A 24,366-nucleotide genomic window follows, 5' to 3' on the forward strand; every position below is an offset into this window, starting at 1 on the left:
TGGTAAAAAGGCCTGCGTGGGCTGTCGCGCTTGCGCGTTCCTAGTCAGTGGACGCCGCTTCGATCAAGCAGTTGCGTTTGAAACCCCTCGCCTCATCGGCACGGCCAAGCGGGTTCGCGACGACCTGCGTTTCTCCAACCCTGTAGTCGCGGGCCGCATGGATATGCCCGTGGATCCAGACCCGCGGCCGCCACGTCTCAATCGCAGGCTCGAGGTCCGAAGCGTAGCAATGGTCCAGCGGGTCGTGCGGAAGCGCGAGGGAGCGCAAGCTCGGCGCATGATGCGTGACCACGACTGTACGGCGTGGGTCGATGTCTCCGGCGAATGCGTCGGCCAGAAACCGGCACGAGGCACGGTGCCAGGCGAGCGTCGTTGCCGGCGTGATCCGCCGCGAGCGCCGGGTCGACGAGGCGCGGTGGATGCAGCGGTAGTCGTTCATTCCGCGTCGTGCCGCCGCATGGGCCTGCGCTCGGCTGACGTGAAGGTGCGACCGCAGATCCGTCCAGAGCGTTGCTCCGAGGACTGTCATGCCATTGATCGTCGCGGCATCGTCGGACAGGAGCGTGATCCCGAGCCTGGCGGCCAGGTCACGGCCCGCCTGAAGCTCGTCCTCGACGGTGAAGCCATTCGGCGAGCCATCGCGGTACCAATCGTGATTGCCGGGGACATAGATCGTCGGCACCCCGGCAAACCGCTCTCCCAGCCATTTGAGCGAGGCCGTCAGCCTGCCGGCGCAGTCGCCTGCAACGATGGCAATGTCGAACGCCGCGGTGATCTCGGTTGCCGGATCGAAGAAGCGGCCGCCGTCATTCTGATGGAGGTCCGACAGGACGAGCAACCGTGTCATGCGGGCCCTCCGTGGTCAGGATCGATGAACCCATGGCCCCTTGCGAACTCTGCGAGCGCCGCTCGTCCGAGAACACGGCGATCGAGCGCTAGATCGGCGAGCGCTTCAATTGCCGCCCGGTGCCGGCGCACGAGAACGATCGTCTCGGCATAGAGCCGTGCCAGCCGACGATGGACGGCCGCGCCATCGATCTGTGCGCCATGCACGAGCGTGCCGCCGAACCCGAGGGACGTCTCCGCGTTCGCAACGATGCGGGTCACCTGGGCAAGGTCGGAACTGGCAGAGCCACCAGCGCCAGCCGAGGGCGAACCGAGGATGACCTCCTCTGCGGCACGACCGGCCAGCATGCAGACCGCCTCCCTGACGACATCACCGGGTAGGCCCTCGAACGACCCCTCGTCCACATCGAAGACAACCGCGCCGCCGCTGTGTTCCGTCTCGACGAGCGACAGCGATGTCGGCACCTGCCCGAAGTTCATCCGGGCAACGGCGTGGCCAGCCTCATGGATGGCAATGCGCCGGCGAACAGCCGGCGCACGCTCGTCGCCGGGAACCGCAACCGCGATCAGATCCTCGGTCTGGATGGACCGACCGGCAAGCCGGGCCCGGCGCCGTGCATCGCGGGCAATGCGCACGACATCCGCTCCCGACAGCGTTCCGGCAAACAGCGTCGCGACCCGATCGATCGCAGACGCGTCGATGCCGTCGCCAAGATGGTGGCGGAAGATGCCGGCCAGTGATGCTTCGTCGGGCAGATCGATCCAGAACCGCCGGTCAAGGCGTCCCGACCGGACAAGTGCGGCATCGAGGTTTGCATCGTCATTGCAGGCCGCGATGACCACGACGCCTTCGCGCCGACCAATCCCGTCGAGGCATTCCAGAAGGCAGGTCACGATCGCCGTGAACCAGGCGTCGGCGGACCTGTCGGATCCCCCGCGGCCCTGCACCGTGTCGATCTCGTCGATGAAGACGATCGCCGGCAAATTCTTCGCGGCCGCTTCGAACACGGCACGAATGGCCTTGGTGACGTCCCCCAGATGACCGGACCTGTTCGACTGCCATTGGGCATATGAGGTGGCGATGAAGTGGACACCGGCAGAGTTCGCGATCGCCTGGGCCAGCAGGGTCTTGCCCGTCCCGGGCGGGCCGACGAACAGCGCCCCGGCATCGACGTCCTCCCAGCCGATCGTGCCCTCACGATAGGCAGACAGATCGGCAACGAGTTGCAGGGCCCAGCGCCCGGCCTCACCATAGCCATGCAGGTCTTCTATGCGCGGCCGCGCTGCGCCGGTTGTGCCAGCGGGTCCAGCACCGGAGCGCGCGTCATCCGCCAGCCGCAGTCCACTGATCTCCTGGAGCAGGCTCAGACGCTCGGCGGGGGAGCGGCCGCGCCCGACCGCAAAGTCGAGTTCGAGCGGCCGGTAGGCCGAGCCCATCGTTCCGTCCGGCAGATGGGGCAGCGCGTCGCCCAGGCCGAGCAGGCGTTCGATATTCTCGCGTGCAGGATCGGCGATCTCGACGACAGCATCCGAGATAGCGCGCAGCATCTCTGGCGGTTCATGGTCAGGCGGAAAGAGGCAGAGGCAGGGTGACGCCTCGGCCAGCATCTCGGGCAGACGCTGAAGCTCGAACGGATAGCCGTGCTCGAGGCGGCTCTCGGACGTTGCCGTCAAAACGGTGATCGGCAGGTATTGATCGGGCCATGCGGCGCGGATCGACGCCTTCACCGCTTGCCGTGCCGTGTCGAGCCACTCAGGCGAGAACACCCTGACGGTGACGAGGAGCGTCCGCTCCCCTCGCGAGCGTGTGGCGGCCGCGACGTTGCCGTCGATGGCATCGAACAACAGGCGCGCGGACGGGCTCAGCGCCGCGACGATCCGATCCCTGTGCGAACCCGAATCCGCGATGTCGTCCACTTCGCCTTGCATGACGTATTGTTCCCTTCGCGCGCGCTCGCGCAGCTGTTCGAAGCCTGTTCGCAGATCTGTCGGCATCGGAGCCTTCCTCGCGTCTTCGGTCCGGTCGGCACGGCGGTTGCTGGCATCGCGGACGAAGGAGAGCGCTGATGGCAGCGCCCTCCCCTTCGCCGTGCCAAGCCGTTGCCCAGCGCAAACCGATGGCCTGACAACCTGGTGATGCCGGACGTAGGCGTCGTGGTTACGAGACCGATCCACTGCGCACGCGCAGCAGCGGCTCGAGATGATTGGCAAGGACCGCGGCCTTTGGATCATCGACCTGGCGAAGCCGACCGATCAGCGACGCAATCTCGCCGCGCGCCGCACCGGCGCGGCTGCGGCGGATGGTGTAGGCCACCAGGGTGGACGCCGGCATGGCGCAGATCCGCGCCGAGACCGCAGCCGGCTTGCACCTGTCACGCGAACCCTCCCGGTCACCTCGGGCAAACGGCACCACGGTCATGTCCGGCCCCGTTGCCGGGAGCGACTGCTACTTCCAGACACCAGTGCCAGCCGGCGGCGTTCATGCGGACCGACCAGGCGCTGCGGCAGACGGGGAGCGCAACCGACTGGCCTGGTTGACCTGACCGCGAGCTCCCTCGGTGCATGACCATCGCTCTCGGTCCACTCGTCCGCGCCGCCTTGTGTCACATCCGGCGTGTCAAACACTCGGCCAACCAACCGCTGCATCTCGGCCGAGTAACCCGTCGCGATCGTCTGGTTGAACAGCTCGATCAGCGGCGTGATCGGAACATCGAAGAACGTGTCGATCTCGGCGCCGGACACAGAGCGGTCTTTCGCAAAGCCGGCAGCACCCGCGAGATCAATGATCCCCCATGACGCCGAAGCGATCGAGACCTTCACGCGGCGAAGGGCGGCGGGAGCAGTGAGCGAACAGGCGGCCATCGCGGTGCACAGGTCGAGGCGCGCCCGCGAAGAGTAGAGGGCACTGCCGCGCTTGACGTCGAGCAACGTCGCATGGCCGGTGGTCCGGTCGATAACGATGAGATCGACCGCAAGGTACCGGACGGGTCGCTCCTCATCGCCGAGGACGACATTCCTGGCCGTCTCCTGGTCGCCGATGGAGAGTGCGGTTGCTGTGATGGGCAGGCGCGTTTCCTGCAGCACCTTCAGCCGCGGATCGGCTTCGAGACCGATCGCGATGACGCCCGGCAGCGCCTGCCCGACGCGGGTGGTGACCGAAAGCCCGAAGGCCTGGAGTGGCGTCCACGCACCGAAGCATGGATCTTCGACGGTCGGGCTTGCAGCGGCGGCGGCCGCCTTGGCGACGATATCGAGCGCAAGCGATTGCACACGCGCTTCCGGTGTCGACGCGGCGCGGGGTTCCTCCTTGGCCTGCTGGGAGTGGCGGCCGTCTGGTTTGCTGGTTCCAAGTTTGCTGGTTCTGGGCATAGCGGTTCCTCCGCGTCCGCGATGACGATCGGCGGACGACGTGTCTGGAATGATGAGATGAGCGAGAGCAGCGCCGATCGACACGGGGACACGTGACGATCGGGCGTCGGCCACCCCGCATGGCGGAATGGTCAGCGTCGGCTGTCTAGGCGGAGGTGACGATGTTGCCGAACGGGCCAGCGTCGACCCTGCAGATCACGCGGATCCGCGCGAGCCTGGTCAGCAGACCATCGTCGATCACGCAGCCGGGGGCATTGATCCCCTCAGGCGGGACCAGAAACAGCTGCCTGTCGCTGAGCGTCATCAGCAGCCAGCGTGTTGCGGTGATCTCGCTGGCGGAGAACACCGGGCCGAACGGCATGGAGACGGTCGCGGCCGCTCGTGCGTCGGGGACGCGCTCGTCATGGACAGACCGCGGAGCGGCCGCCGGCGAGCGTTCCAGTTCGCAGGGGGAGTTGGCCGGGCCCGCCCTGCCCTTCACGATGCTCGGCACCGTCGCGCCGGCAAATGCTGCCGGGACCGCCGGCGGCTCATCACAGGGCTCGAAGAGATCGTGCTGCGCGAAGGCCATGCCGGCACGCAATGCGGCATGCCGCGAGACCTCAGGCCTTGGCGCCAGGCTTGCCTGATGCTGAAGGGGCGGACGGATGGACGTGATTGGGGTATTGCAAGACGCACGGGTGCGCGTCATCACGGTGTGAGCCATTCTGATCTCCTAGCCGAGTCAGTGATGGTCAGGCTGCTGGGTGGAGTTCGCGCTCCCCCGGTAGCCGCCCTCTAAGCGCTACCTGCATTCCGACCGATGTTGCGACCGCGTGATTGCGGGCGTATCAGCGATATTGGCGGGAAATCGTGGATGACAAGTAAATGCCGGAAGTATTTTTGAATCACTCCGGCAAGTGTCACGCAGTTGAATAAAACTCGATCGAAATATCGATCCAGGCGTATAGCGTCCAGTCGCGTAGCAATTGTCACCTCTGCTAGTTGTGGACGCCACTTAAGCACCACCCCAACAGCATGACAGCCAGCACACAATGTGCTATCCCCACTGAAGCCTCCGCCCGGCATGCGGGAAGCTCTCTTGTGCTAAAACCACCACAAGCCACCTTCGCAACAGACTGCTCTTCCTTGGAAACGGACAAAGGCACCGCTTTCGACGGGAACCACGGAATTGCGAAACTTAGGTCAACAGCCTACGCCTATAAATGTTGTATTGCCGACTATCGTTCTCGATACATCCCTACTAACCATTGCCCAATTTATCCCGACGCAGGGCGCGGGCGAGCCGGCGGATCCGGATGGCGCGGTTGAGCTCGCCGCCGAAGATCAGCACCAGGGCGGCCAGATACAGGAAGTACAGCGCCGCGATGATCCCGGCGAGGCCGGCATAGTAGCTGGCGTAATTGGCGAACTGGCCGATATAGACCGAGAAGGCCGCCACGAGCGCCGACCAGGCGCAGAGCGTGAACAGGATGCCCGGCCACATGTTGCTGAAGCGCGAGCGCCGCGCCGGCAGGAAGACATGGGCGACGAACAGAGCCGTCGTCAGGATCGCCGCGGTCGCGGGATAGCGCACCAGGCTGGGCGTGACCGAGGACGGCTGGAAGCCCGGCATCAGCTGGTGCAGGAACGATCCGGCGCGCGGCGCCAGGACCAGGAGATAGCCGACGACGACAAGCACCAGCCCGGTCAGGACGACGGTCAGCACCTGCAGGAGATAGAGGACGATGGTCGAGCGGGTCTCGCGAATGTCATAGGCGCGGTTCAGGCCGACACGGACGCCGTCGACGCCGCCGATAGCAAACCAGATCGTCAGGAGAACGCCGACGCTGAGCACCCCGCCCCGCCGTATGGTGACGATGTTCATCACCTCCGACACCAGCGGCTCGGCCAGGGCCGGTGGAACGATGGCGATCAGGAAGGTGACGAGGCCGTCGGCCATTTCGCGATTGCCGATGAAGGCCGTGAGCGAACTGGCGAAGATCAGGAACGGAAAGATGGCGAGAACGGCGCGGAAGGCGATGTTGCCGGCCAGCCCCATGGCGTCGTCGTTCCACAGGCGCAGGATGGCTTCCCGCAGCACCGCCCAGACCGCCCGCCAGCCCGAGCCGAAGAGGAGATCCTCGGGATGCTCGCTCAGGACTCCGTTTGGCCGGCGCTTGTCGCGCGCGGTTTCGTTTTCGGCCTTTGCGTCCATTCAGCCGCTCTCGCACAGGCTTGCGTCCGCCGCAATCTCTCCTGCGGGGTCGGGCGGCACAACGCGGGACTCTGCCTCTGGCTCCGCGACCGCAGACCGGTCAAAGCCCGGTGGGCGGATCAGCGCGACCAGCGGGGCAGATGGCGCTTCCAGCGTTCGCCGGCGCGCAGGCCACCGGTCCGCTGGCGACGGCGGCCCGCCGGGCGTGCCTCGGTCGCGGCCGTCTCGATCTCGGCGAGGCTGGTTTCAGCCGTCTGCAGATCCGCCACCGGCGCCGGAGCGACTGGTGCTGCGTCGACGGCCGGGGTGCGGCTCCAGTCGCGCTTGATTTGCGGTTGCGACTGGCTCTCGGCCTCGACTGCGACCGGACGCTGCGGTGTCTCGGCGACCGTCTTGCGCGGCCGGCCGCGACGGCGCACCGGACGCTCGACCGGCTCCGGGTCTGCTTCCGGCTCGGCCATGACGGGTTCGCTCGGCCGGCTCTGGAGAATGCGCGGCTGGCGGGACGGTGTCGCGTCGCTCTTGCCCGCTGACGACTCGGCCTTTGCCCGCGCCTTGGTGGCGGCAGCGGCGGGTGCCTCGTACTCGTCACGGGCAAGGTCGCTCTCGGCCGCGGCGATCAGATGCGAAACATCCGACCAGACGGACTTCTTCTTGCCCTCCGGCGAAAGCTTGCGCCGTTTCACGGCGACGGTGAACGGTTTCGACTGTGGTTTCATCGTGCTCGTAGCTGTGTGCATGGAGGCCGGCCTCAGCCGGCGGTATATGCGAGGGATCAGGTGAATCACGGCCGCAACGACCGTCTCGCCTTATAGATATGTGCTGACAGGCGACTTGCCAATAAGGTTTGCCAGAATAAGCGCGGGAAAACTGTCGCGGCGGAGACAATTGCGTAACTTTCCTTGCCGCCGTCATGCGGTGTCTTGTCCTAAGCGCGCCAACAAACAGATCGGAATGCGTGATGGCAAGTGACGGCAAGTTTCCGCAATGAAACGCCAAATGGCCGGCGCCGCGAGATCGGCAGGACGCGCGGCGCGCCTGCCCTAGAATGGCAGTGATGGAACGGATCGCCGACGCAAGCTCACCGGACATCGACGCAACGCACCGGCGCGCGCTCATCCGCGCCTGGCCGGCGGCGCTCGGCATCGCCATTCTGGCGGGCCTGTGGCTCAGTCCGCTGGTCGAAATGAGCCGGCGGGCCTTTTCCGCCCACATGATCCTGCATCTGGGCATCGTCACCCTGGCCGCGCCGATGATCGTCATCGGGCTGCGGCGGATCGGCATCGGCCTGCACGTCATCCGCCCCGGCATCGGCTCGGCGATCGCTGCCTCCGCCTTCGACATGTTCGTCATCTGGGGCTGGCACACGCCGGTGCTGCACGAGGCCGCGGCGCGGGACGGCGGGGTCTTCGTGGTGCAGCAGGTCAGCTTTCTCGCCGCCGGCCTCCTCGTCTGGGCGGTCAGCTTCGCCGGCCGTCATTCCGGCGACGCGGCCATCGGCGCCTTCGCCATGCTGGCGACCTTCATCCACATGACCATGCTGGGCGTCCTTCTCGCGCTGGCCCCGGTCCTCGTCTACGCACCCGATGTCTGTGTCGGCGCCTTCGGCTTCGAGCGCCTCGACGACCAGCGTCTCGGCGGCATCCTGATGGCGGTGTTCGGCGGCCTTCCCTGCCTCGTCGGGGGCCTCGTGCTGGTGCAACGCCTGCTCGGGTCCGACACCGCCGCGGCGGTCAGGACGAACGGTCCCGGCCGGGGCTGACCGCGACATGATGTCAGGGTGCCGTGCCGCACTGTTTACGCCGGTTTGATAGCCGGCGACCTTTCACGCCGCGGTCGTGGCCCTATCCTGCTGACCCTCGCTGCCTGCAACGCCGGCGGTCGCGGCCAGAAACAGGATCGAGGAGCAGGGTTTGCATCGCAGTATTGCCGACTACGCCATGATCGGGGACTGCGAAAGCGCAGCCCTCGTCTCCAAGGACGGCTCGATCGACTGGCTCTGCCTGCCGCGCTTCGATTCCCGCGCCTGCTTCGCCTCGCTGATCGGCACGCCTGAGAACGGCCGCTGGCGCATCGCGCCGAGCGATCTGGAGTTCACCTCCTCGCGGCGCTATCGCGACGGTACGCTGATCCTCGAGACGACGTTCAGGACGGCAACCGGCAGCGCCATGCTCATCGACTTCATGCCGCCCCGCGACGGCATCGCCAACGTCATGCGCATCGTCGTCGGCCTCGAAGGCAGCGTCGATCTCGATTTCGACCTCGTCATGCGCTTCGACTACGGCCGGACGGTGCCTTGGGTGACGCGCATCGACCGCGACACGATGACGGCCGTCGCGGGACCGGAGATGCTGGTGATGCGCGCGCCGGTCAATCTGCATGGCGAGGACATGCACACCAAGGGGCGCTTCACCGTCTCGGCGGGCGAGCGCCTGGCCTTCACACTTCTGCACCAGCCGTCCAACCAGGAGCCGCTGGCGGGCACCGACCCCGAGGCGGCCCTCGCCGATACCGAAGCCTTCTGGACCGCCTTCTCCTCCCGCTGCCCCGAGGTCGGCAACTGGACCGGGGAGGTGCGCCGCTCGCTGATCACCCTGAAGGCGCTGACCTTCCGCCCGACCGGCGGCATCGTCGCGGCCGCGACGACATCGCTGCCCGAGGAGATCGGCGGCAGCCGCAACTGGGACTACCGTTATTGCTGGCTGCGGGACGCCACGCTGACGCTGATGGCCTTCATGGATCTCGGCTATTACGAGGAAGCCGAAGCGTGGCGCGAATGGCTGATGCGGTCGGTCGCGGGCGATCCGGCGCAGATGCAGATCATGTACGGCGTCGCCGGCGAGCGGCATCTCCTGGAATGGGAAGTGCCGTGGCTCGAAGGCTTCCGCGAGTCGCAGCCGGTGCGGGTCGGCAATGCCGCGTCCGAGCAGTTCCAGCTCGACATCTATGGCGAGGTCGCCGACCTTTTGGCCCAGGCGCGCACGGGCGGCCTCGCCCCGCATCCGCGCTCGGCCGCGCTGGCCCATTCGGTCATGCCGTTCCTGGAAAAGGCCTGGCGCCGGCCCGACGACGGCATCTGGGAAATCCGCGGCGAACACCGGCACTTCGTCCACTCCAAGGTCATGGCCTGGGTGGCCTTCGACCGCGCGTCGAAGATGGCCGCCGACATCGAGGGCGGCGAGAACTACGCCAAGCACTGGCGACGGGTGGCCGACGACATCCATGAGGACGTCTGCAAGAACGGCTATGACGCCGAGCTCGGGTCCTTCGTTCAGGCCTATGGCTCGACGGCGCTGGACGCCAGCCTGCTCCACATCCCACTGACCGGCTTCCTGCCGGCCGACGATCCGCGGGTGAAGGGCACGGTCGCGGCGATCGAGCAGCGCCTTTTGCGCGACGGTCTGGTGATCCGTTACGACAATGGCGAGACCGGCGATGGCCTCGAGGGCGAGGAAGGCGCGTTCCTGGCCTGCTCGTTCTGGCTGGCCGACGTCTACGCCCTCCTCGGACGGTTCGACGACGCGGTGGCCCTCTACGAGCGTCTCTGTAGCCTGAAGAACGATGTCGGCCTGCTGGCGGAGGAATACGATCCGGTGGGCGACGAGATGCTCGGCAATTTCCCCCAGGCCTTCAGCCATGTCGGAGTGATCATCACGGCGCTGAATCTGGCACGGGCCAAGGGTCCGGCCAAGGAACGCACCGACACGAATGGCCAGCCCGTCGCCTGACAGGCCCGCCGCGGGGCTGCCCGGCCTCGGGGCGGATCAGGGCGGCGCGGGCCGCTCGGCAGAGTATCGGCGGGCGGCCGCTCATCAACCATTGCGTGATCGGCCTGATCATTCAGGAGCCATTCAGCTTCCCGGACGTTGAATGGAACAGGATGGAATCTGTCGCCCGGAGGTCGGTATGAAATTGTTCAAGTCGTTTGCGGTCAGGTCTATGGCCGTTGCTCTCGCGCTGGCGGTGGCGCCGGCGACCCTGCCGGCGGGTGCCCCGCTAGGCATCGCCCAAGCCCAGGCCGAGCCCTTTGTCGGCGCCGGCGTTCACCTGGTGGGCGGGCGCCATTACGGCCGTCGCCATTATCGTGGCGGACGGCACTATCGCGGCGGGCGCCGCCATTATCGCCGCCATCGCGGCATCGATTCCGGTGGCGCGGCCGTTCTCGGCGGCATCATCGGCCTCGGCATCGGCGCGGCCATTGCCAGCCAGCCCCGCTATTACGATGCGCCGCGGCCGCTCTACCGCGTGGCGCCGCGCGGCTATGCGCCGGCCTATGGCACCGGCGAATGGTATCGCTACTGCGCCGACAAGTACCGGTCGTTCGATCCGCGCAGCGGCACCTACCAGCCCTATCACGGCCCGCGTCGCGTCTGCCGCTGATCGGCCGCAACGACCCGGCCATCCCCGCGCGTCCCGCGGGCAAGGCCTGCAACCGGAAGACCCGCCGCAATCCCTGCGGCGGGTCTTTTTGCGTCGGTGCCTACGTCAGGCGACGGCGGGCGGTCCGACCGGACGCGTCGCCGCGTCCAGCCAGTCGCGGTCGGTGGCGTCGAGCCGCTCGCCGAGCGCCGCGCGCACCCGCCGGTGATAATCATCCAGCCAGGCGATCTCGTCGGCCGTCATCAGCTCCGGCGCAACCAGCCGCGTGTCGATCGGGGCGAGCGTCAGCGTCTCGAAGCCGTGCATGGCGATGTCGCCGCCGGTGATCTTCGCCGCCGGTTCGGTCAGGATGAGGTTCTCGATGCGGATGCCGAAGGCGCCCTCGCGGTAATAGCCCGGCTCGTTCGACAGGATCATGCCGGCTTCGATCACAGCCATGCCGCGCCGCGAGATCGACTGCGGCCCCTCATGGACAGCGAGATAGGAGCCGATGCCGTGGCCGGTGCCATGGGCGAAGTCGCAGCCCGCCTTCCACAAAGCGATACGGGCCAGCGGATCGAGGTCGACGCCGCGCGTGCCCTTGGGAAACCGCGCCGTCGCAATGGCGATCATGCCCTTGAGCACCAGCGTGAACTTGCGGCGCATCTCGCTGGTCGGCTCGCCCACCGGCAGGGTGCGGGTGATGTCCGTGGTGCCGTCCTGGTACTGGGCGCCGGAATCCAGCAGGAACAATTCGCCCTCGCGCAGCAGCCGGTCGGAGTCGCGGTTCACCCGGTAATGGACGATCGCGCCGTTCGGGCCGGAGCCGGCGATGGTGTCGAAGGAGATGTCCTTCAGCGGAAAACCGTCCTCCTGCGCATGCTCGGCGCGCATCGCCTCCAGCTTTTCGGCGGCGGCGATCTCGGTGACCGTGCCGGGCTCCTGCCGGTCGAACCAGGCGAGGAAGCGCGTCACCGCGACGCCGTCGCGCAGATGCGCGGCACGCGCACCGGCGATCTCGCCGTCATTCTTGATCGCCCGCGGCAGCCGCGCCGGGTCCGGCATCTCGGCCACCGTGCCGCCGGCGGCCTCGACGATGGTCGACAGGCGCGCCGCGGCAAGCTGCGGATCAAGACCGATGGTGCGGCCGGACGCCTCGCGCCGGACCGCCGGCTCGAAGGCCTCCGGCGTATCGATGTCGGCCAGTGCCGCAAGGTGGTCCTGCACCGCGTCGTCCAGCTTGGCCGGATCGACGAAGAGCGTCGGGCGCCCGGTGGCCCGCAGGATGGCGAAGCCCAGCATCAGCGGCGTATGCGACACGTCCGAGCCGCGAATGTTGAAGGCCCAGGCGATCGACGACGGGTCGGTCAGGATCGTCGCGTCGGCCTTCGCATCGGCAATCGCCGTCGCCAGTTCGGCGAGCTTGTCGCCCGCCGGGCTGCCGGCAAAGCTCTCCGGATGGATGACGGCGCGGCCGGCCGGCGGTGCGGGACGGTCGTTCCAGATCCGGTCGATCGGATTGGCGGCCAAGGCGACGAGTTCGCCGCCCACCGATTCCAGCGCGGTGCGCAGGCGTTTCGCCTCGCCCACCGTGTGCAGCCAGGGATCGAAGCCGATGCGCTTGCCGGCTGCTTCATTCTTCAGGAAATCGGCCAGCGAGGTCTCCGCCGAGGCGACCGGTTCGAAGACGTCGAGATCGACCTGCTGGCGCACCTGCAGCGTATAGCGGCCGTCGACGAGAATCGCCGCGCTGCCGGCAAGCACCACCGCGACGCCGGCCGAGCCGGAAAAGCCGGTCAGCCATTCCAGCCGCGCCGCCGAGGGCGGGATGTATTCGCCCTGATGCTCGTCGGCGCGCGGCACGATGAAGCCGTCGACGCCGTCGGCGCGCAGGCCGTCCCGCAGGCGGGCGACCCGGGCCGCGCTCTGGGAGAAGTCGGCGATCTCGTCGAAGCTCTGGAACATCGGATGGCTCTTGCAAAGGAGGAGGCCGCTGCGGTGCGCGGCGATTGTCTGCGGGGCCGGAACATATGCATTTGGCAAGGAAGCGCAAAGGTTACCGGATTATGACGGGATCGCCGATGTTGCACTGCAAAAACGGGACGGACCTATGCAGTGCGGACTCTACCTGACGGGGACGCGGCAACGCATATTGGGGTCACCGGGAGGCCACGAGCCGAACAGGAGACTTTCCATGGCGACTTCCACCTATACCGACGTATCCCTGCGCAATTCCGCCCGCTCCAGGGGCTTCATGCGCAACATGCTCGACCGGGTGATCGAGGCCCGCGAGCGCGAGGCCCGTCGCTATGTCGACAACCACTTCACGATGATGGGCCGCGAGGAATTCGGCTCCAACGCACGCGAGTCGCTATTCGAGGGCCGCGCGCCCGAGCGGGGCTGAGCAGCCCGGCCGCGTCACCGCAGCCATTCCCGACCGAAACAGACGCCGGCCGCAGCCCCCCTGCGCGCCGGCGTTTTCGTGTCCGGTCCGGTGCTGTAGGCTCGGCCTCTCCTGTTCGCCGTGTGAGGCCGCCATGTGCCTGCAGTGCCTGAAGCCCGATGTGGTGTTCGTCGTGCCGAACGCCGTCTGGCGCGACTACGACGCCCTGCGCGCGCGCTGCGGTCCGCTGACGCTTCGGTTTCACCACGCATGCGAGCGCGAGGTGCGGGAAGCCGTCCGGCAACACGATCTCAGGACTGCCCTGCACTGGCGCGCCGTCGATCGTCTCGCCCTCGAATACCGCCGGTCGCCGGTCAGCGCGCTGGAGGTCGGCGGGGTACGGTTTCGCGAGACAGAGAAGCAAGCCTTCCTGCGCTATCCCGACGATGCCGACCTGCGGCCGGTTCCGATCGGTGTCGCGCCGGCCGCCTGACCCGCGCGAGGCCTAGCGCAGATGCAGGGTGACCCATTCGCCGCGCACCAGCGTGGCGACATGGTAGAGGCCCTGGTTGCGGAAGGCGGCGAGAACCGCATTGCGCTGGGTGGTCAAAATGCCCGAGAGGACGATGTCGCCGCCTTGGGCGAGATGCCGGTGGAACTCGGGCGCAAGCTTCATCAGGGGCCCGGCCAGGATATTGGCGACGATCAGATCGTAGGGCGCGCGCTCGCGGATCGCCTCGGCGCCGAAGCCGATGGCCGTGGCGCAATCGACGAAATTCGCCACGCCATTGGCCTCGACATTCGCCCGCGCCACGCGGACGGCCACAGGGTCGATGTCGGTCGCCAGCACCGGCACCCGGGCGAGCTTGGCCAGGCCGATGGCCAGGACCGCGCTGCCGGTGCCCAGATCCAGCGCGTTGCGCGGCTTGCGCCGGGTCGCCAGCCGCGCGATCGTCTCCAGGCAGCCGGCCGTGGTGCCATGATGGCCCGTGCCGAAGGCCTGCCCGGCTTCGATCTCGATCGCCAGATCGTTGGTCTTCACCTTGTTGCGGTCATGGGCGCCATGCACCAGGAAGCGTCCGGCGCGCACCGGCTTCAGCGCCGCCAGCACATCGGCCATCCAGTCCTTGTCGGGCAGGTCCTCGCGGCAGATCTCGCCGCCGCCGGCCTCGGCGATGGCGCCGGCGAACAGGCGTTCCGCCTCCTCGCCATCGGGCGCATCGACATAGGCCGAGACCTCGAAGATCGCCTTCGCCTCGTCGATCTCGGCCAGCGACACCGGCGTACCGAGATCCTCGAAGGCGGTCTCGACGGCGGCGTAGCAGGCGTCGGCCGCGGCCTTGTCCGCGGTGACGTAGAAACGGATCTGCGGCATTCCTGCTAGCCCTCTTTCGGCTTCACGGCTTCGCTGGTCATGCGGGCCTTCTCGGCCCGCGCCTCGCGCTCGGTGGTCGTCGCCTTGACGATCTTTTCCTGGTCGCGCTGGGGCGGCTTGGGTCCGAAGGAGATGATGGTGTCCCCCTCGCCCGGCTCGCCGGAGCCCTCGTTCGACGCAAAGAGCAGATTGCCGGACGGCCGGATCCACAGGATCACGTGGGTGCCTTCCGGCCGCGTCGCCGAAAAGCGCTCATAGTCGAATTCCTCGGTCAGCCGGGTCGCCTGGAAGTTCCAGCCGTCGACCACCAGATCGCGCAGTTCCGTGAAGGTCTTGGGCGGCTGGAACAGCGGCTGGCCGCCGATGGTGAAGTTCATCGAACGCCGGTCGGAGCCCTCGATCTTGCCGATCTGGAAGACCTCGGAGCGGCCGATCTCGGGACCGAAATCGGTACAGACCAGCGCGTTGTAGGCGTCGTTGTCGGTGGCGGCGACCATGTGGTCGAAGCGCGCGAGGTTGAGATTGTGGTGGGCCGCCTCGGAGAGAATCTCGCCGTACCAGACCTCGAGTTCGGCCAGCCGCGCCTCGGAGATGCGCGACCAGTTGGCATCGGCGATGAGCACCGGCACGTCCTGTGCCTTCAGCCGGCGGGCGAAGGCGATGGTGAAGCGCGAGGCGCCGACGAACAGGACGCCGGGCCGGTCGGCCGACCGCAGATCCAGCGCCCGGGCGAGCGGTCCCAGCGTGAAGCCGTGCAGGAGGATGGTCACCGCCACCAGCGCGAAGGTGTAGGCGATCATGCGGTCGGCATCGGCGACGCCGAGGCCGCTGAGGGTCGCGCCGAACAGGCCGGCGACCGCCACGGCGACGATGCCGCGCGGCGCGATCCAGCCGACCAGCAGGCGCTCCCGCCAGGTCAGGCCGGCGCCGAGCGTGCTGACGAACACCGCGACCGGCCGCACCACGAAGAGCACCGCCGCGAGGAAGCCGATGACGCGCCATTCGAGGCTCGCCAGCACCTCGCGCTGCAGCGAGGCGGTGAGGATGATGAACAGGCCCGAGACGAGCAGCAGCGTGATCGTCTCCTTGAACCGCCGCAGGTCGCTCAGGCTGGCGATCCGCGTGTTCGCCATGGTGATGCCCATGACGGTCACGGTCAGCAGGCCGCCCTCCTCCAGCACCAGATTGGTCAGCGAATTCATGCCGACCACGGCCACCAGCAGGATCGGGGCCTTGAGATATTCGGGCGCCTCGCCGCGGGCGAAGACCCAGCTCAGGAAGCGCCCGGCCAGGAAGCCGCCGGGAATGGCGATGATGATCGCCAGGATGACGTTGAGGATCAGGTTCTCGGCCTCGTGGCCGGCGTTCAGGACCAGATAGGTCTCGAAGGCGATCACCGCGAAGAGCGCGCCGATCGGATCGTTGACGATCGCCTCCCAGCGCAGGATCGAGGCCGGCCGGTTCTTCAGCTTGGCGTGGCGCAGCAGCGGCGTGATGACGGTCGGGCCGGTGACCACCAGGATCGCACCGAGGATGATCGCGGTCGGCCAGCTCAGATTGCCGATGTAATGGCCGGCGAGCGCCGTCATCACCCAGACCAGCGGCCCGCCGATGATGACCATCCGGCGCACCGCGGTCGAGGTCTCGCGGATATCGCGGAAATTCAGCGTCATCCCGCCTTCGAACAGGATGATCGCGACAGCGGTCGAGACCAGCGGCGTATAGAGGTCGCCGAAATCCTCGCGCGGATTCATGAAGCCGGTGATCGGCCCGAACAACAGCCCGACGCCGAGCAGGAGGATGATGGCCGGCACCTGGACGCGCCACGCCACCCACTGGGCCGCGATGCCGGCGACGCCGATGAGAGCGAGCTGAAGGGCAAGATCATGCATGAAGGAGATTCCCGGGGCCGGGCGACACGGCCAATGCGGCCTTCACGACCACGCCCGTTCCGACCAATGTTCTGCGATGAGCCGAAACTAGTCCAGCGTGCCGGATCGGAAACCCCTGCATGCCGGTATTCGCGCGGGTTGGATCAGACGCCGACGAGGCGTTCCAGCTTGGCCAGCGCCGTATCGGGGTTCTCGCCATAGGCCAGCGTGCCGGCGAGTTCCCCCGTCTCGTCGATCAGGAAGGTCGTGGCGGTGTGGTCCATGTTGTAGTCGTCGCCCTCGCCGATCTTGGCCGAGTAGACGCCCCAGCCCTTCAGCATGGCGGCGATCTTCTCGGGCGAGCCGCTCAGCGCGGTAATGTCCGGGGAAACGGCCTCGACATAGTTCTTCATCACCTCGGGCGTGTCGCGCTCGGGATCGACGGTGACGAAGACCACCTGCAGATCGCCGCCTTTTTCCGCGAGCTGCTTCTGGTAGCCGGCCAGCTCGTAGAGCGTCGTCGGGCAGACCTCGGGGCAATGGGTGAAGCCGAAGAACACCGCCGTGGGCTTTGCCCGCAGATCGGCCTGGGTGAAGGGCTGGCCGGTCTCGTCGATCAGCGAGAAGTCCGAGCCGTAGGGCTCGCCGCTGCGGCCGGGGCCGCCCTGGGCGTAGATCAGCGCCAGGGCCACCGCGGCGCCGGCAATCAGCGCCACGATCGTCCAGAGCGCGGCCCGGAACATCTTCACTCCACTCATGTCGTCCAGCGGGCGCCGCGTGCGGCCTCGCCCGTCCCCTGCTCGTGCATCGGTCGGTCTGTATTGCAGTGCCGATAGCACGACGGGATGCCCCTGCGCGACATGCGCGGTGCGTATGGGCGTTCACGAAGGCGCCAATCGCTGCGGCATCTTTGCCGACCCGCATCCTTTCAGAAGCAGGCAGCCCAGCCGGCCTCCAGGAGATGCAGGAAGATCGCCTCGCCATGCTGCGCCCAGCCGGCGACAGCGCCGCCCGACAGGAGGGCCAGCGCGACGACCGCCAGGGCGACCGGCAGCGCAGTCCGCGGGCCATGCGTGGCGGTGGCCTGCCGTGGTTCCTCGATCGTCGGGACATCCTGCGTCATCGGCCCGTCCTGCGCACGCCTTCGCTGTGCCGATCATAGCGCCGATCGGCCTGCCGCGCACCTGTCGCCCGGCAACGCTCAACGAACCGGTGCCGCGCCTGCCGCTCAGGCGGATGCGCTCGCCTCCGCGCCGCGATCGGCGACGAGGAAATAGGCAAGCGCCGCCCCCGGCATGGCGATGCCGATGACGCAGATACCGGTCCAGCCGAAGGTCTCCAGCACCGGACTGGTCAGGGCCGAGCCCAGCGCGCCGCCGAGGAAGAAGGTCGTCATGTAGACGGCGTTCAGCCGGTTCCGGATGCTGGCATCGAGCTGATAGATCTCGCGCTGGCCGAAGACGAGATTGGCCTGGACGCCGAGATCGATGAGGATGCCGGCCGCGACCAATGCGACCAGCGAGGTCTCGCCGAACAGCGCCGCGACGAAGGCCAGCACCACCGTCGCGATGGCCGCGATGGTGCCAACGCGGGTGTAGCCGCGATCGGCCAGCCGACCGGCGACCGGGGCGGCGAAGACGCCAAGCACGCCGGCCAGCGCGAACAGCGCGACGCCGCTCGGCGAAAAGCCGTAGGGCTCGCGCAGCAGGATGATCGGCGCCGCCGTCCAGAACAGCGAGAACGCCCCGAACATCGCCGCATGGTAGAGGCCGCGCCGGCGCAGGACTTTCTGGTGCACGAACAGCTTGCCGAGCGAGGCGATCAGCGCGCCATAGCCGCGCGTGCCCTCCGGACGCCGCTGCGGCAACAGCACCAGCGCGGCCACCATCAGCACCGCCACCAGCGCGCCGGACAGGCCGAAGACGCCGCGCCAGCCGACATAATCCGCCAGGAAGCTCGCCGCCGGCCGGGCAAGGAGGATGCCGGCCAGGAGACCGCTCATGACATTGCCAACGACGGCGCCGCGCTCGTCCGGCGGCGCCAGATTGGCGGCCAGCGGCACCAGCATCTGCGCGGCGGTCGACGAGACCCCGACGAACAGCATGGCCGCAAACAGCGCCGTCAGCCCCGGCGCCAGCGCCAGACCGGCCAGCGCCACGAGATTGGCCGCCATGGTGACGAGGATCAGCCGGCGGTTCTCGACGACGTCGCCAAGCGGGACCAGCAGCACGAGGCCGATGGCGTAGCCGAGCTGCGCCACGGTGACGATGGCGCTTTCGGCCGCCACCGACAGGCCGGTATCGGCGCCGATCAGCGCGACGAGGGGCTGGGCATAATAGAGATTGGCCGCCAGCGCCCCACAGGCAAAGGCAAAGAAGGTGGTCAGCACCGGGCCGAGGTTGGCCGGTTGCGCGTCGGTCTTCACCATGTCCTCTGGCGCGCCTGCGATGGCGGAAGCCTGTGTCATCTTCTGTTCCTGTCGATAGGGCCGCAGCGGGTTCGGCGGCATGACGGAGACCGCCGCCGTCTCGCAGTTGCGAGATAGGGCGCGCCTGGCGGCGATCAGCCCCGCTTGACGGTGCGTTCGTCAAACACGCTTGCTGCGGCTTGCAAGTGCCCGGCCGGCCCTTATGGTTCCCGCGATTGCGAAGACGACGAACAGGATGACGCGCATGCGCTTTACCGGGACCGACGCCTATGTGGCCGGCAAGGACCTCACCATCGCGGTCAACGCCGCGATCACGCTGGAGCGGCCGCTGCTGGTGAAGGGCGAGCCCGGCACCGGCAAGACCGAGCTCGCCTTCCAGATCGCCGAGGCGCTGGGGCTGCGGCTGATCCAGTGGACGGTGAAGTCGACGACGCGCGCAGCGCAGGGGCTCTACGAATACGACGCCGTCTCGCGGCTGCGCGACAGCCAGCTCGGCGACGAGAAGGTCAACGACATCCGCAACTACATCCGCCGCGGCAAGCTCTGGGAGGCCTTCGCTTCGGAAGAGCGCGTGGTGCTTCTGATCGACGAGATCGACAAGGCCGACATCGAGTTTCCCAACGACCTGTTGCAGGAACTCGACCGGATGGAGTTCGACGTCTACGAAACTGACGAGACGATCCGCGCGAAGCACCGGCCGATCGTCATCATCACGTCCAACAACGAGAAGGAACTGCCGGACGCCTTCCTGCGCCGCTGCTTCTTCCACTACATCCAGTTCCCCGACCCGGAGACGCTGGCGCGGATCGTCGATGTCCATCATCCGCACATCAAGCAGGATCTGGTGCGCGCGGCGCTCACCCAGTTCTACGAGATCCGCGAACAGCCCGGCATCAAGAAGAAGCCCTCGACGTCCGAGGCGCTGGACTGGATCCGGCTCCTGGTCGCCGAGGACATCGAGGCCAAGGATCTGCGCGACAGCCCGACCAAGGCTCTGCCCAAGCTCGCCGGCGCGCTTCTGAAGAACGAGCAGGACGTCCACCTCTTCGAGCGGCTGGCGTTCCTGGCGCGGCGGCAGGGGTAACGGGCGGTGCCGCACGTCGAACGGAACGGACAGGAGCCAGCATGAACGACGCGGTACGGATTCGCCCGATCGGACCGGACGACGAAGCCGAATGGCGCCGGCTGTGGACCGATTACCTGACCTTCTACGAGGCGAGCGTTTCGGAGGAGGTCTACGCCACGACCTTCGCGCGCCTCCTGTCCGGCGACGACAACGAATTCCGGGGCCTGATTGCGGAAGCGGGCGGCAAGCCCGTCGGCCTCGTGCACTTCCTGTTCCACCGCCATTGCTGGCGGGTCGAGAACGTCTGCTATCTGCAGGATCTCTATGCCGACCCGGAGGTGCGTGGCACCGGTGTCGGACGCAAGCTGATCGAGGCAGTCTATGCAGCGGCGGACGCGGCCGGCTCGCCGACCGTCTACTGGATGACGCAGGACTTCAACACGACGGCGCGCACGCTCTACGACCGCGTCGCGGCGGTGACGCCCTTCATCAAGTACCAGCGAAAGCTCCCGTGATGACCACCCTGCCCCTCTACCAGGTCGATGCCTTCACCGACCGGCTGTTCGCCGGCAATCCGGCGGCCGTCGTGCCGCTCGAAGCCTGGCTGCCCGACGCCGCCATGCTGGCGATCGCGGCCGAGAACAATCTGGCCGAGACCGCCTTCTTCGTGCCGGCCGGCCCGGCGCGCTGGGTGTTGCGCTGGTTCACCCCGACGATCGAGGTGCCGCTCTGCGGCCACGCGACCTTGGCCACGGCCTTCGTCCTCACCGAATGCCTCGGCGAGAGTGCAGCGACGCTGACCTTCGTAACGCGGGAGTCCGGCGAGCTGACGGTCACCCGCGGCGAGGACGGCTGGTTCGTCATGCGATTCCCGCGTCGGCACGAGGCCGGCACCGTCGATGCCGCCGAGATCGACCGTCTGGCCGCGGCTCTCGGCGCGCGGCCCAAGGTCGTGATCTCCTATGCGGTGCCGAACGACACCTCCTGGCTGGCGGTGATGGACAGCGCGGCCGAGGTGGAGGCGCTCGCCCCCGACATCCGGGCGATTGCCGCCCTGCCGCCGCGCAACGTCATCGCCACGGCACAGGGCGCGCCCGGCTCCGGCCTCGACTTCGTCTCGCGCATGTTCGCGCCCAAGGCCGGCATCGACGAGGATCCGGTCACCGGCTCGGCCCATTGCTCGCTGGTGCCCTATTGGGCCGGGCAGCTTGGCGGAAGCGCGTTCACCGCGCGACAGGTGTCGAAGCGCGGCGGCGATCTGCGCTGCCGGCTGGAGGGCGAAACGGTCGTTGTCGCCGGTCAGGCGGTGCTCTATCTGACGGGCGAGATCGCCGTTCCGGGCTGAGCGTCATCAGCGGGCCAGGGCGCCGCGCCCTACTCCGCCGCCTCGACGGTCTGGGCGGCGTCGATGGCCTCCATCACCAGTTCCGGGCGCCGGGCCAGCACGTTCAGCAGCACCCGGGCCGGGCCGGTCGGATAGCGCCGCCCCTGCTCCCAGTTGCGCAACGTCGCGATCGGCACGCCGATCTTCAGCGCGAAATCGGCCTGGGTCAGCTTCAGCTTGCGCCGCAGCCGGGCAACGTCCGGCACCTCGATCTTGTAGCGATGGACGGTGACCTGCGAATCGTCGCCCTGAAACCATTTCAGCGCCTGCTCCAGCGATTCGAGCATATGGGCGTCGGCTTCTTCCTGGGTCTTTCTTGCCTTCATCACGCGCTCACAATCCGAACAGTCGCTTGATTGCATTGATCCGGTCGATCACGGCGAACACCTGCTCCAGAGGCCGCCGCTGCCGAACCGACTGGGGCCTCAACTCGAGAAGCACCAGCTTCGAAAAATCGCCGCTGATCGCATAGATCAGATCGAACTCGCCGAAACTCCATTGCCAAAGCGCCGCGTTTTCCACGTGGGGGCGCCCGATCGCCGGGTCGTTCCCCAGAATATCCAGCGCGCGTTCCTTGGCCGCGCCGCCGAACTGGTAAAGCGCGCAGTCGAGTTCGAAACGCCGCGTCTCGGCGATCTGGATTTCCAGGCTCGAAGCCAATTGCCCCTCATATATACGCCGCTGGCGTAGCGCATTCAACTGCGGGAATGATAGGTTGCGCTTGCCCTCCAGACAATGACTTCCCGCCCCCGCTGCCCTATTCTCGCGGCCATGTTCCTGACCTTCTTCCTCAAGCTCAAGGCCGCCGGCGTGCCGGTCACGCTGCGCGAGCATCTCGCCCTGCTCGACGTCATGCGGGCCGATCTCGTCACCTACGATGTCGAGGGCTTCTACTATCTGGCCCGCGCGACATTGGTGAAGGACGAGCGCTTCATCGACCGCTTCGACCGGGTCTTCGGCGACGTCTTCAAGGGCGTCGAGGCGGTCTCCGGCGAGGCCGGCGACGGCGTCGACGCCCGCGAACTGCCGGAGGAATGGCTGCGGCGGCTGGCCGAGAAGCACCTCACCGACGACGAGAGGAAGCTGGTCGAATCCCTTGGCGGCTTTGACAAACTCATGGAGACGCTCAAACAAAGGCTCGAGGAGCAGAAGGAGCGCCACCAGGGCGGCTCGAAATGGATCGGCACCGGCGGCACCTCCCCCTTCGGCGCCTATGGCTACAATCCGGAAGGCGTGCGCATCGGCCAGAAGGAAAGCCGCCACCGGCGCGCCGTGAAGGTCTGGGACCGGCGCGACTTCCGCGACCTCGACGACAGCATCGAGCTGGGCACCCGCAACATCAAGGTGGCGCTGAAGCGGCTGCGCCGCTGGGTGCGCGACGGCGCCGAGCAGGAGTTCGACCTTTCCGGCACGATCCGCGCCACGGCCGAGCACGGCTATCTCGACGTCAAGACGCGGCCCGAGCGGCGCAACGCGGTCAAGGTGCTGCTCTTCCTCGATATCGGCGGCTCGATGGACGATCATGTGCGCGAGGTCGAGGAGCTGTTCTCCGCTGCCCGCTCGGAGCTCAAGCACCTCGAATTCTTCTATTTCCACAACTGCCCCTATGAGCGGCTGTGGCAGAGCAATCACCGCCGCCACGCCGAGGCGATGCCGACCATGGACGTCCTCAACCGCTTCGGGCCGGACTACCGCGCCGTCTTTGTCGGCGACGCCTCGATGAGCCCCTACGAGATCGCCATGCCCGGCGGCTCTGTCGAGCACTGGAACGCCGAGCCCGGCGCTGTCTGGCTCGACCGCTTCACCCGGCAATGGCCGAAATCGGTCTGGCTCAACCCGGTGCCGCGCCAGCACTGGGACTGGACCCAGTCCATCGCCATGATCCGCGAGGCCATGGAGGACCGGATGTTCCCGATGACCCTGAAGGGCATCGAGGCCGCGACCAAGACGTTGTCGCGGTGATCAGCGGCCGACAACTCGGCTTTCGCCCGTTCTGCATGCATAATTTTCAGGCAGCCATGGCGCGGTGATCCGGCATTCCCCATATTGGGTCCGACGCAACCAGACGGGAACCGACATGGCCAACCGCCTTCGCCTCGGCTCGCTTTTCGCGAGCCTTCTCTTTGTCTTCTCCTTCGTCGCGGTCGACTATGCCGACGCGCGGCGTGGCGGCAGCTTCGGCAGCCGGGGCTTTCGCACCTATCAGAGCGCGCCGGCGACCAGGACGGCCCCGAGCGCCGCGCCCGTGCAGCGCTCGATGACGCCCGGCCAGGCGACCCAGCCCGGCGGCAGCGCCGCGCAGAGCGCCGCCGGCGCCCGGCGTCCCGGCCTCTTCGGCGGCATCGGCGGCGGCCTTCTCGGCGGCCTGATGCTGGGCGGCCTGTTCGGCATGCTGATGGGCACCGGCTTCGGCGGCATGGGCGGCTTCCTCGCCCTTCTGGTCCAGGGCCTGCTGATCGGTCTCGGCGCGATGCTGCTGATCCGCTTCTTCCGCAGCCGCAATCCGAGCCCGGCCCGTGCCAACGGCGGCGGCCATACCGAGCGCCGCGCCTATGAGGAGCCGACGCAGCCGGCCGGCAATGGCAGCTTCCGCATTCCCTCGATCGGCTCGGGCGCAGGTCTCGGCGGTGGTAGCGCCGCGACGGGCGCGGCCACCGCGGCGGCCGAACCGTCCGACGAGATCGGCATCACCGACGCCGACCTCGACACCTTCGAGCAGAAGTTGCACGAGGTTCAGGCGGCGTTCTCGCGCGAGGATTATGCCGCGCTGCGGACGATCACCACGCCGGAGATCATGTCCTATCTCGCCGAGGAGCTGTCGGAGAACGCCACGTCGGGCCGCAAGAACGACGTTCTCGACGTCAAGCTCGAGCAGGGCGACATCGCCGAAGCTTGGCGCGAGGGCGACACCGAGTATGCCAGCCTTGCCATGCGCTATTCGTCGATCGACGTGATGCGCGACCGGACCACCGGCGAGGTCGTCGAGGGCGACCCGGACACTCCGACCGAGACGACGGAATTGTGGACCTTCGTGCGCGACAAGGGCGGCGAGTGGAAACTCTCCGCCATCCAGGAAACCTGATCAGTT

General features: G+C 67.5%; 25 protein-coding genes. 10 read left to right on the plus strand and 15 right to left on the minus strand.

The features are described 5' to 3' along the window. Positions 1–40: 40 nt before the first annotated feature. From SI859A1_RS12525 to SI859A1_RS12550, 7 genes are all read right to left on the minus strand, one after another. Complete coding sequence (locus SI859A1_RS12525) at positions 41–847, minus strand: metallophosphoesterase (protein WP_009210122.1); 807 nt, start codon at positions 845–847, stop codon at positions 41–43. Next, complete coding sequence (locus SI859A1_RS12530) at positions 844–2,841, minus strand: AAA family ATPase (protein ID WP_161600131.1); 1,998 nt, start codon at positions 2,839–2,841, stop codon at positions 844–846. The genes SI859A1_RS12525 and SI859A1_RS12530 overlap by 4 nt, the downstream gene beginning before the upstream one ends. 163 nt (positions 2,842–3,004) lie before the next feature. Beyond that, a complete protein-coding gene (locus SI859A1_RS21775; RefSeq protein ID WP_161600132.1) occupies positions 3,005–3,265 on the minus strand; it encodes a hypothetical protein in 261 nt (86 codons plus the stop codon). Further along, the gene (locus tag SI859A1_RS12535; protein ID WP_148233836.1) at positions 3,262–4,215 is read right to left on the minus strand and encodes a hypothetical protein; all 954 of its coding nucleotides are present in this window, start codon (positions 4,213–4,215) and stop codon (positions 3,262–3,264) included. The genes SI859A1_RS21775 and SI859A1_RS12535 overlap by 4 nt, the downstream gene beginning before the upstream one ends. A gap of 145 nt (positions 4,216–4,360) precedes the next feature. Next, entirely contained in the window at positions 4,361–4,921 is a 561-nt protein-coding gene (locus SI859A1_RS12540) for a hypothetical protein (RefSeq protein ID WP_148233837.1), read from the minus strand. Between the two features lie 537 nt (positions 4,922–5,458). Next, on the minus strand, positions 5,459–6,412 hold the full coding sequence (locus SI859A1_RS12545; protein ID WP_009210127.1) for a YihY/virulence factor BrkB family protein: 954 nt from the start codon (positions 6,410–6,412) through the stop codon (positions 5,459–5,461). Between the two features lie 119 nt (positions 6,413–6,531). After that, positions 6,532–7,131, minus strand: a complete 600-nt coding sequence (locus SI859A1_RS12550; RefSeq protein ID WP_050767533.1) for a hypothetical protein — start codon at positions 7,129–7,131, stop codon at positions 6,532–6,534. 338 nt (positions 7,132–7,469) lie between these two features. Here SI859A1_RS12550 and SI859A1_RS12555 point away from each other — a divergent pair, with 338 nt between their 5' ends. The 3 genes from SI859A1_RS12555 to SI859A1_RS12565 all read left to right on the plus strand — a co-directional run bounded on the left by SI859A1_RS12555 (position 7,470) and on the right by SI859A1_RS12565 (position 10,792). Further along, complete coding sequence (locus SI859A1_RS12555) at positions 7,470–8,174, plus strand: cytochrome c oxidase assembly protein (RefSeq protein WP_148233838.1); 705 nt, start codon at positions 7,470–7,472, stop codon at positions 8,172–8,174. A gap of 151 nt (positions 8,175–8,325) precedes the next feature. Next, positions 8,326–10,140 (plus strand): glycoside hydrolase family 15 protein, encoded by a 1,815-nt coding sequence (locus tag SI859A1_RS12560; RefSeq protein WP_009210130.1) that lies wholly within the window; start codon positions 8,326–8,328, stop codon positions 10,138–10,140. 211 nt (positions 10,141–10,351) lie between these two features. Further along, positions 10,352–10,792: a BA14K family protein gene (locus SI859A1_RS12565; protein ID WP_040325767.1), complete on the plus strand. Its 441-nt coding sequence runs from the start codon at positions 10,352–10,354 to the stop codon at positions 10,790–10,792. Positions 10,793–10,897: 105 nt separating this feature from the next. On the opposite strand, the gene SI859A1_RS12570 is transcribed toward SI859A1_RS12565, so the two are convergent. Then, positions 10,898–12,736 carry an aminopeptidase P family protein gene (locus SI859A1_RS12570; protein ID WP_009210131.1) on the minus strand — a complete coding sequence of 613 codons (1,839 nt, stop codon included), beginning with the start codon at positions 12,734–12,736 and terminating at the stop codon, positions 10,898–10,900. A 229-nt stretch (positions 12,737–12,965) separates the two neighbouring features. Here SI859A1_RS12570 and SI859A1_RS12575 point away from each other — a divergent pair, with 229 nt between their 5' ends. Together SI859A1_RS12575 and SI859A1_RS12580 are read left to right on the plus strand one after the other, a co-directional pair. Then, complete coding sequence (locus SI859A1_RS12575) at positions 12,966–13,175, plus strand: hypothetical protein (RefSeq protein ID WP_024351970.1); 210 nt, start codon at positions 12,966–12,968, stop codon at positions 13,173–13,175. 160 nt (positions 13,176–13,335) lie between these two features. Continuing rightward, positions 13,336–13,647, plus strand: coding sequence for a hypothetical protein (locus SI859A1_RS12580; protein ID WP_148233839.1), 312 nt, complete (start codon positions 13,336–13,338; stop codon positions 13,645–13,647). Between the two features lie 12 nt (positions 13,648–13,659). On the opposite strand, the gene SI859A1_RS12585 is transcribed toward SI859A1_RS12580, so the two are convergent. The 5 genes from SI859A1_RS12585 to SI859A1_RS12605 all read right to left on the minus strand — a co-directional run bounded on the left by SI859A1_RS12585 (position 13,660) and on the right by SI859A1_RS12605 (position 18,867). Then, a complete protein-coding gene (locus SI859A1_RS12585) occupies positions 13,660–14,529 on the minus strand; it encodes a 50S ribosomal protein L11 methyltransferase (RefSeq protein ID WP_009210133.1) in 870 nt (289 codons plus the stop codon). Between the two features lie 5 nt (positions 14,530–14,534). Next, the gene (locus SI859A1_RS12590) at positions 14,535–16,421 is read right to left on the minus strand and encodes a cation:proton antiporter (RefSeq protein WP_009210134.1); all 1,887 of its coding nucleotides are present in this window, start codon (positions 16,419–16,421) and stop codon (positions 14,535–14,537) included. A gap of 143 nt (positions 16,422–16,564) precedes the next feature. After that, positions 16,565–17,158 carry an SCO family protein gene (locus SI859A1_RS12595; protein ID WP_009210135.1) on the minus strand — a complete coding sequence of 198 codons (594 nt, stop codon included), beginning with the start codon at positions 17,156–17,158 and terminating at the stop codon, positions 16,565–16,567. 170 nt (positions 17,159–17,328) lie between these two features. After that, positions 17,329–17,523 carry a hypothetical protein gene (locus tag SI859A1_RS21865; RefSeq protein WP_040325769.1) on the minus strand — a complete coding sequence of 65 codons (195 nt, stop codon included), beginning with the start codon at positions 17,521–17,523 and terminating at the stop codon, positions 17,329–17,331. A 105-nt stretch (positions 17,524–17,628) separates the two neighbouring features. Next, the gene (locus tag SI859A1_RS12605; protein ID WP_420804754.1) at positions 17,629–18,867 is read right to left on the minus strand and encodes an MFS transporter; all 1,239 of its coding nucleotides are present in this window, start codon (positions 18,865–18,867) and stop codon (positions 17,629–17,631) included. Positions 18,868–19,072: 205 nt separating this feature from the next. Here SI859A1_RS12605 and SI859A1_RS12610 point away from each other — a divergent pair, with 205 nt between their 5' ends. From SI859A1_RS12610 to SI859A1_RS12620, 3 genes are read left to right on the plus strand one after another with little or no spacing between them, the layout of a single operon-like run. After that, a complete protein-coding gene (locus SI859A1_RS12610; RefSeq protein WP_009210137.1) occupies positions 19,073–19,912 on the plus strand; it encodes an AAA family ATPase in 840 nt (279 codons plus the stop codon). A gap of 41 nt (positions 19,913–19,953) precedes the next feature. Beyond that, a complete protein-coding gene (locus tag SI859A1_RS12615; RefSeq protein ID WP_009210138.1) occupies positions 19,954–20,409 on the plus strand; it encodes a GNAT family N-acetyltransferase in 456 nt (151 codons plus the stop codon). After that, entirely contained in the window at positions 20,409–21,239 is an 831-nt protein-coding gene (locus SI859A1_RS12620; protein ID WP_009210139.1) for a PhzF family protein, read from the plus strand. The genes SI859A1_RS12615 and SI859A1_RS12620 overlap by 1 nt, the downstream gene beginning before the upstream one ends. Positions 21,240–21,268: 29 nt before the next feature. Here SI859A1_RS12620 and SI859A1_RS12625 read toward each other — a convergent pair whose 3' ends face one another. Together SI859A1_RS12625 and SI859A1_RS12630 are read right to left on the minus strand one after the other, a co-directional pair. Further along, positions 21,269–21,604: a type II toxin-antitoxin system RelB family anti-toxin transcriptional regulator gene (locus tag SI859A1_RS12625; protein ID WP_024351980.1), complete on the minus strand. Its 336-nt coding sequence runs from the start codon at positions 21,602–21,604 to the stop codon at positions 21,269–21,271. 7 nt (positions 21,605–21,611) lie between these two features. After that, positions 21,612–21,938, minus strand: a complete 327-nt coding sequence (locus SI859A1_RS12630; protein WP_040325770.1) for a hypothetical protein — start codon at positions 21,936–21,938, stop codon at positions 21,612–21,614. Between the two features lie 111 nt (positions 21,939–22,049). Between SI859A1_RS12630 and SI859A1_RS12635 the strand changes: the two genes are divergently transcribed. After that, the gene (locus tag SI859A1_RS12635) at positions 22,050–23,240 is read left to right on the plus strand and encodes a vWA domain-containing protein (protein ID WP_040325771.1); all 1,191 of its coding nucleotides are present in this window, start codon (positions 22,050–22,052) and stop codon (positions 23,238–23,240) included. A 115-nt stretch (positions 23,241–23,355) separates the two neighbouring features. Next, the gene (locus tag SI859A1_RS12640) at positions 23,356–24,360 is read left to right on the plus strand and encodes a Tim44 domain-containing protein (RefSeq protein WP_040325772.1); all 1,005 of its coding nucleotides are present in this window, start codon (positions 23,356–23,358) and stop codon (positions 24,358–24,360) included. Positions 24,361–24,366 lie beyond the last annotated feature (6 nt).

The sequence above is a fragment of the Aurantimonas manganoxydans SI85-9A1 genome (assembly GCF_000153465.1).
In the GTDB taxonomy this organism is placed as follows: Bacteria; Pseudomonadota; Alphaproteobacteria; order Rhizobiales; family Rhizobiaceae; genus Aurantimonas; species Aurantimonas manganoxydans.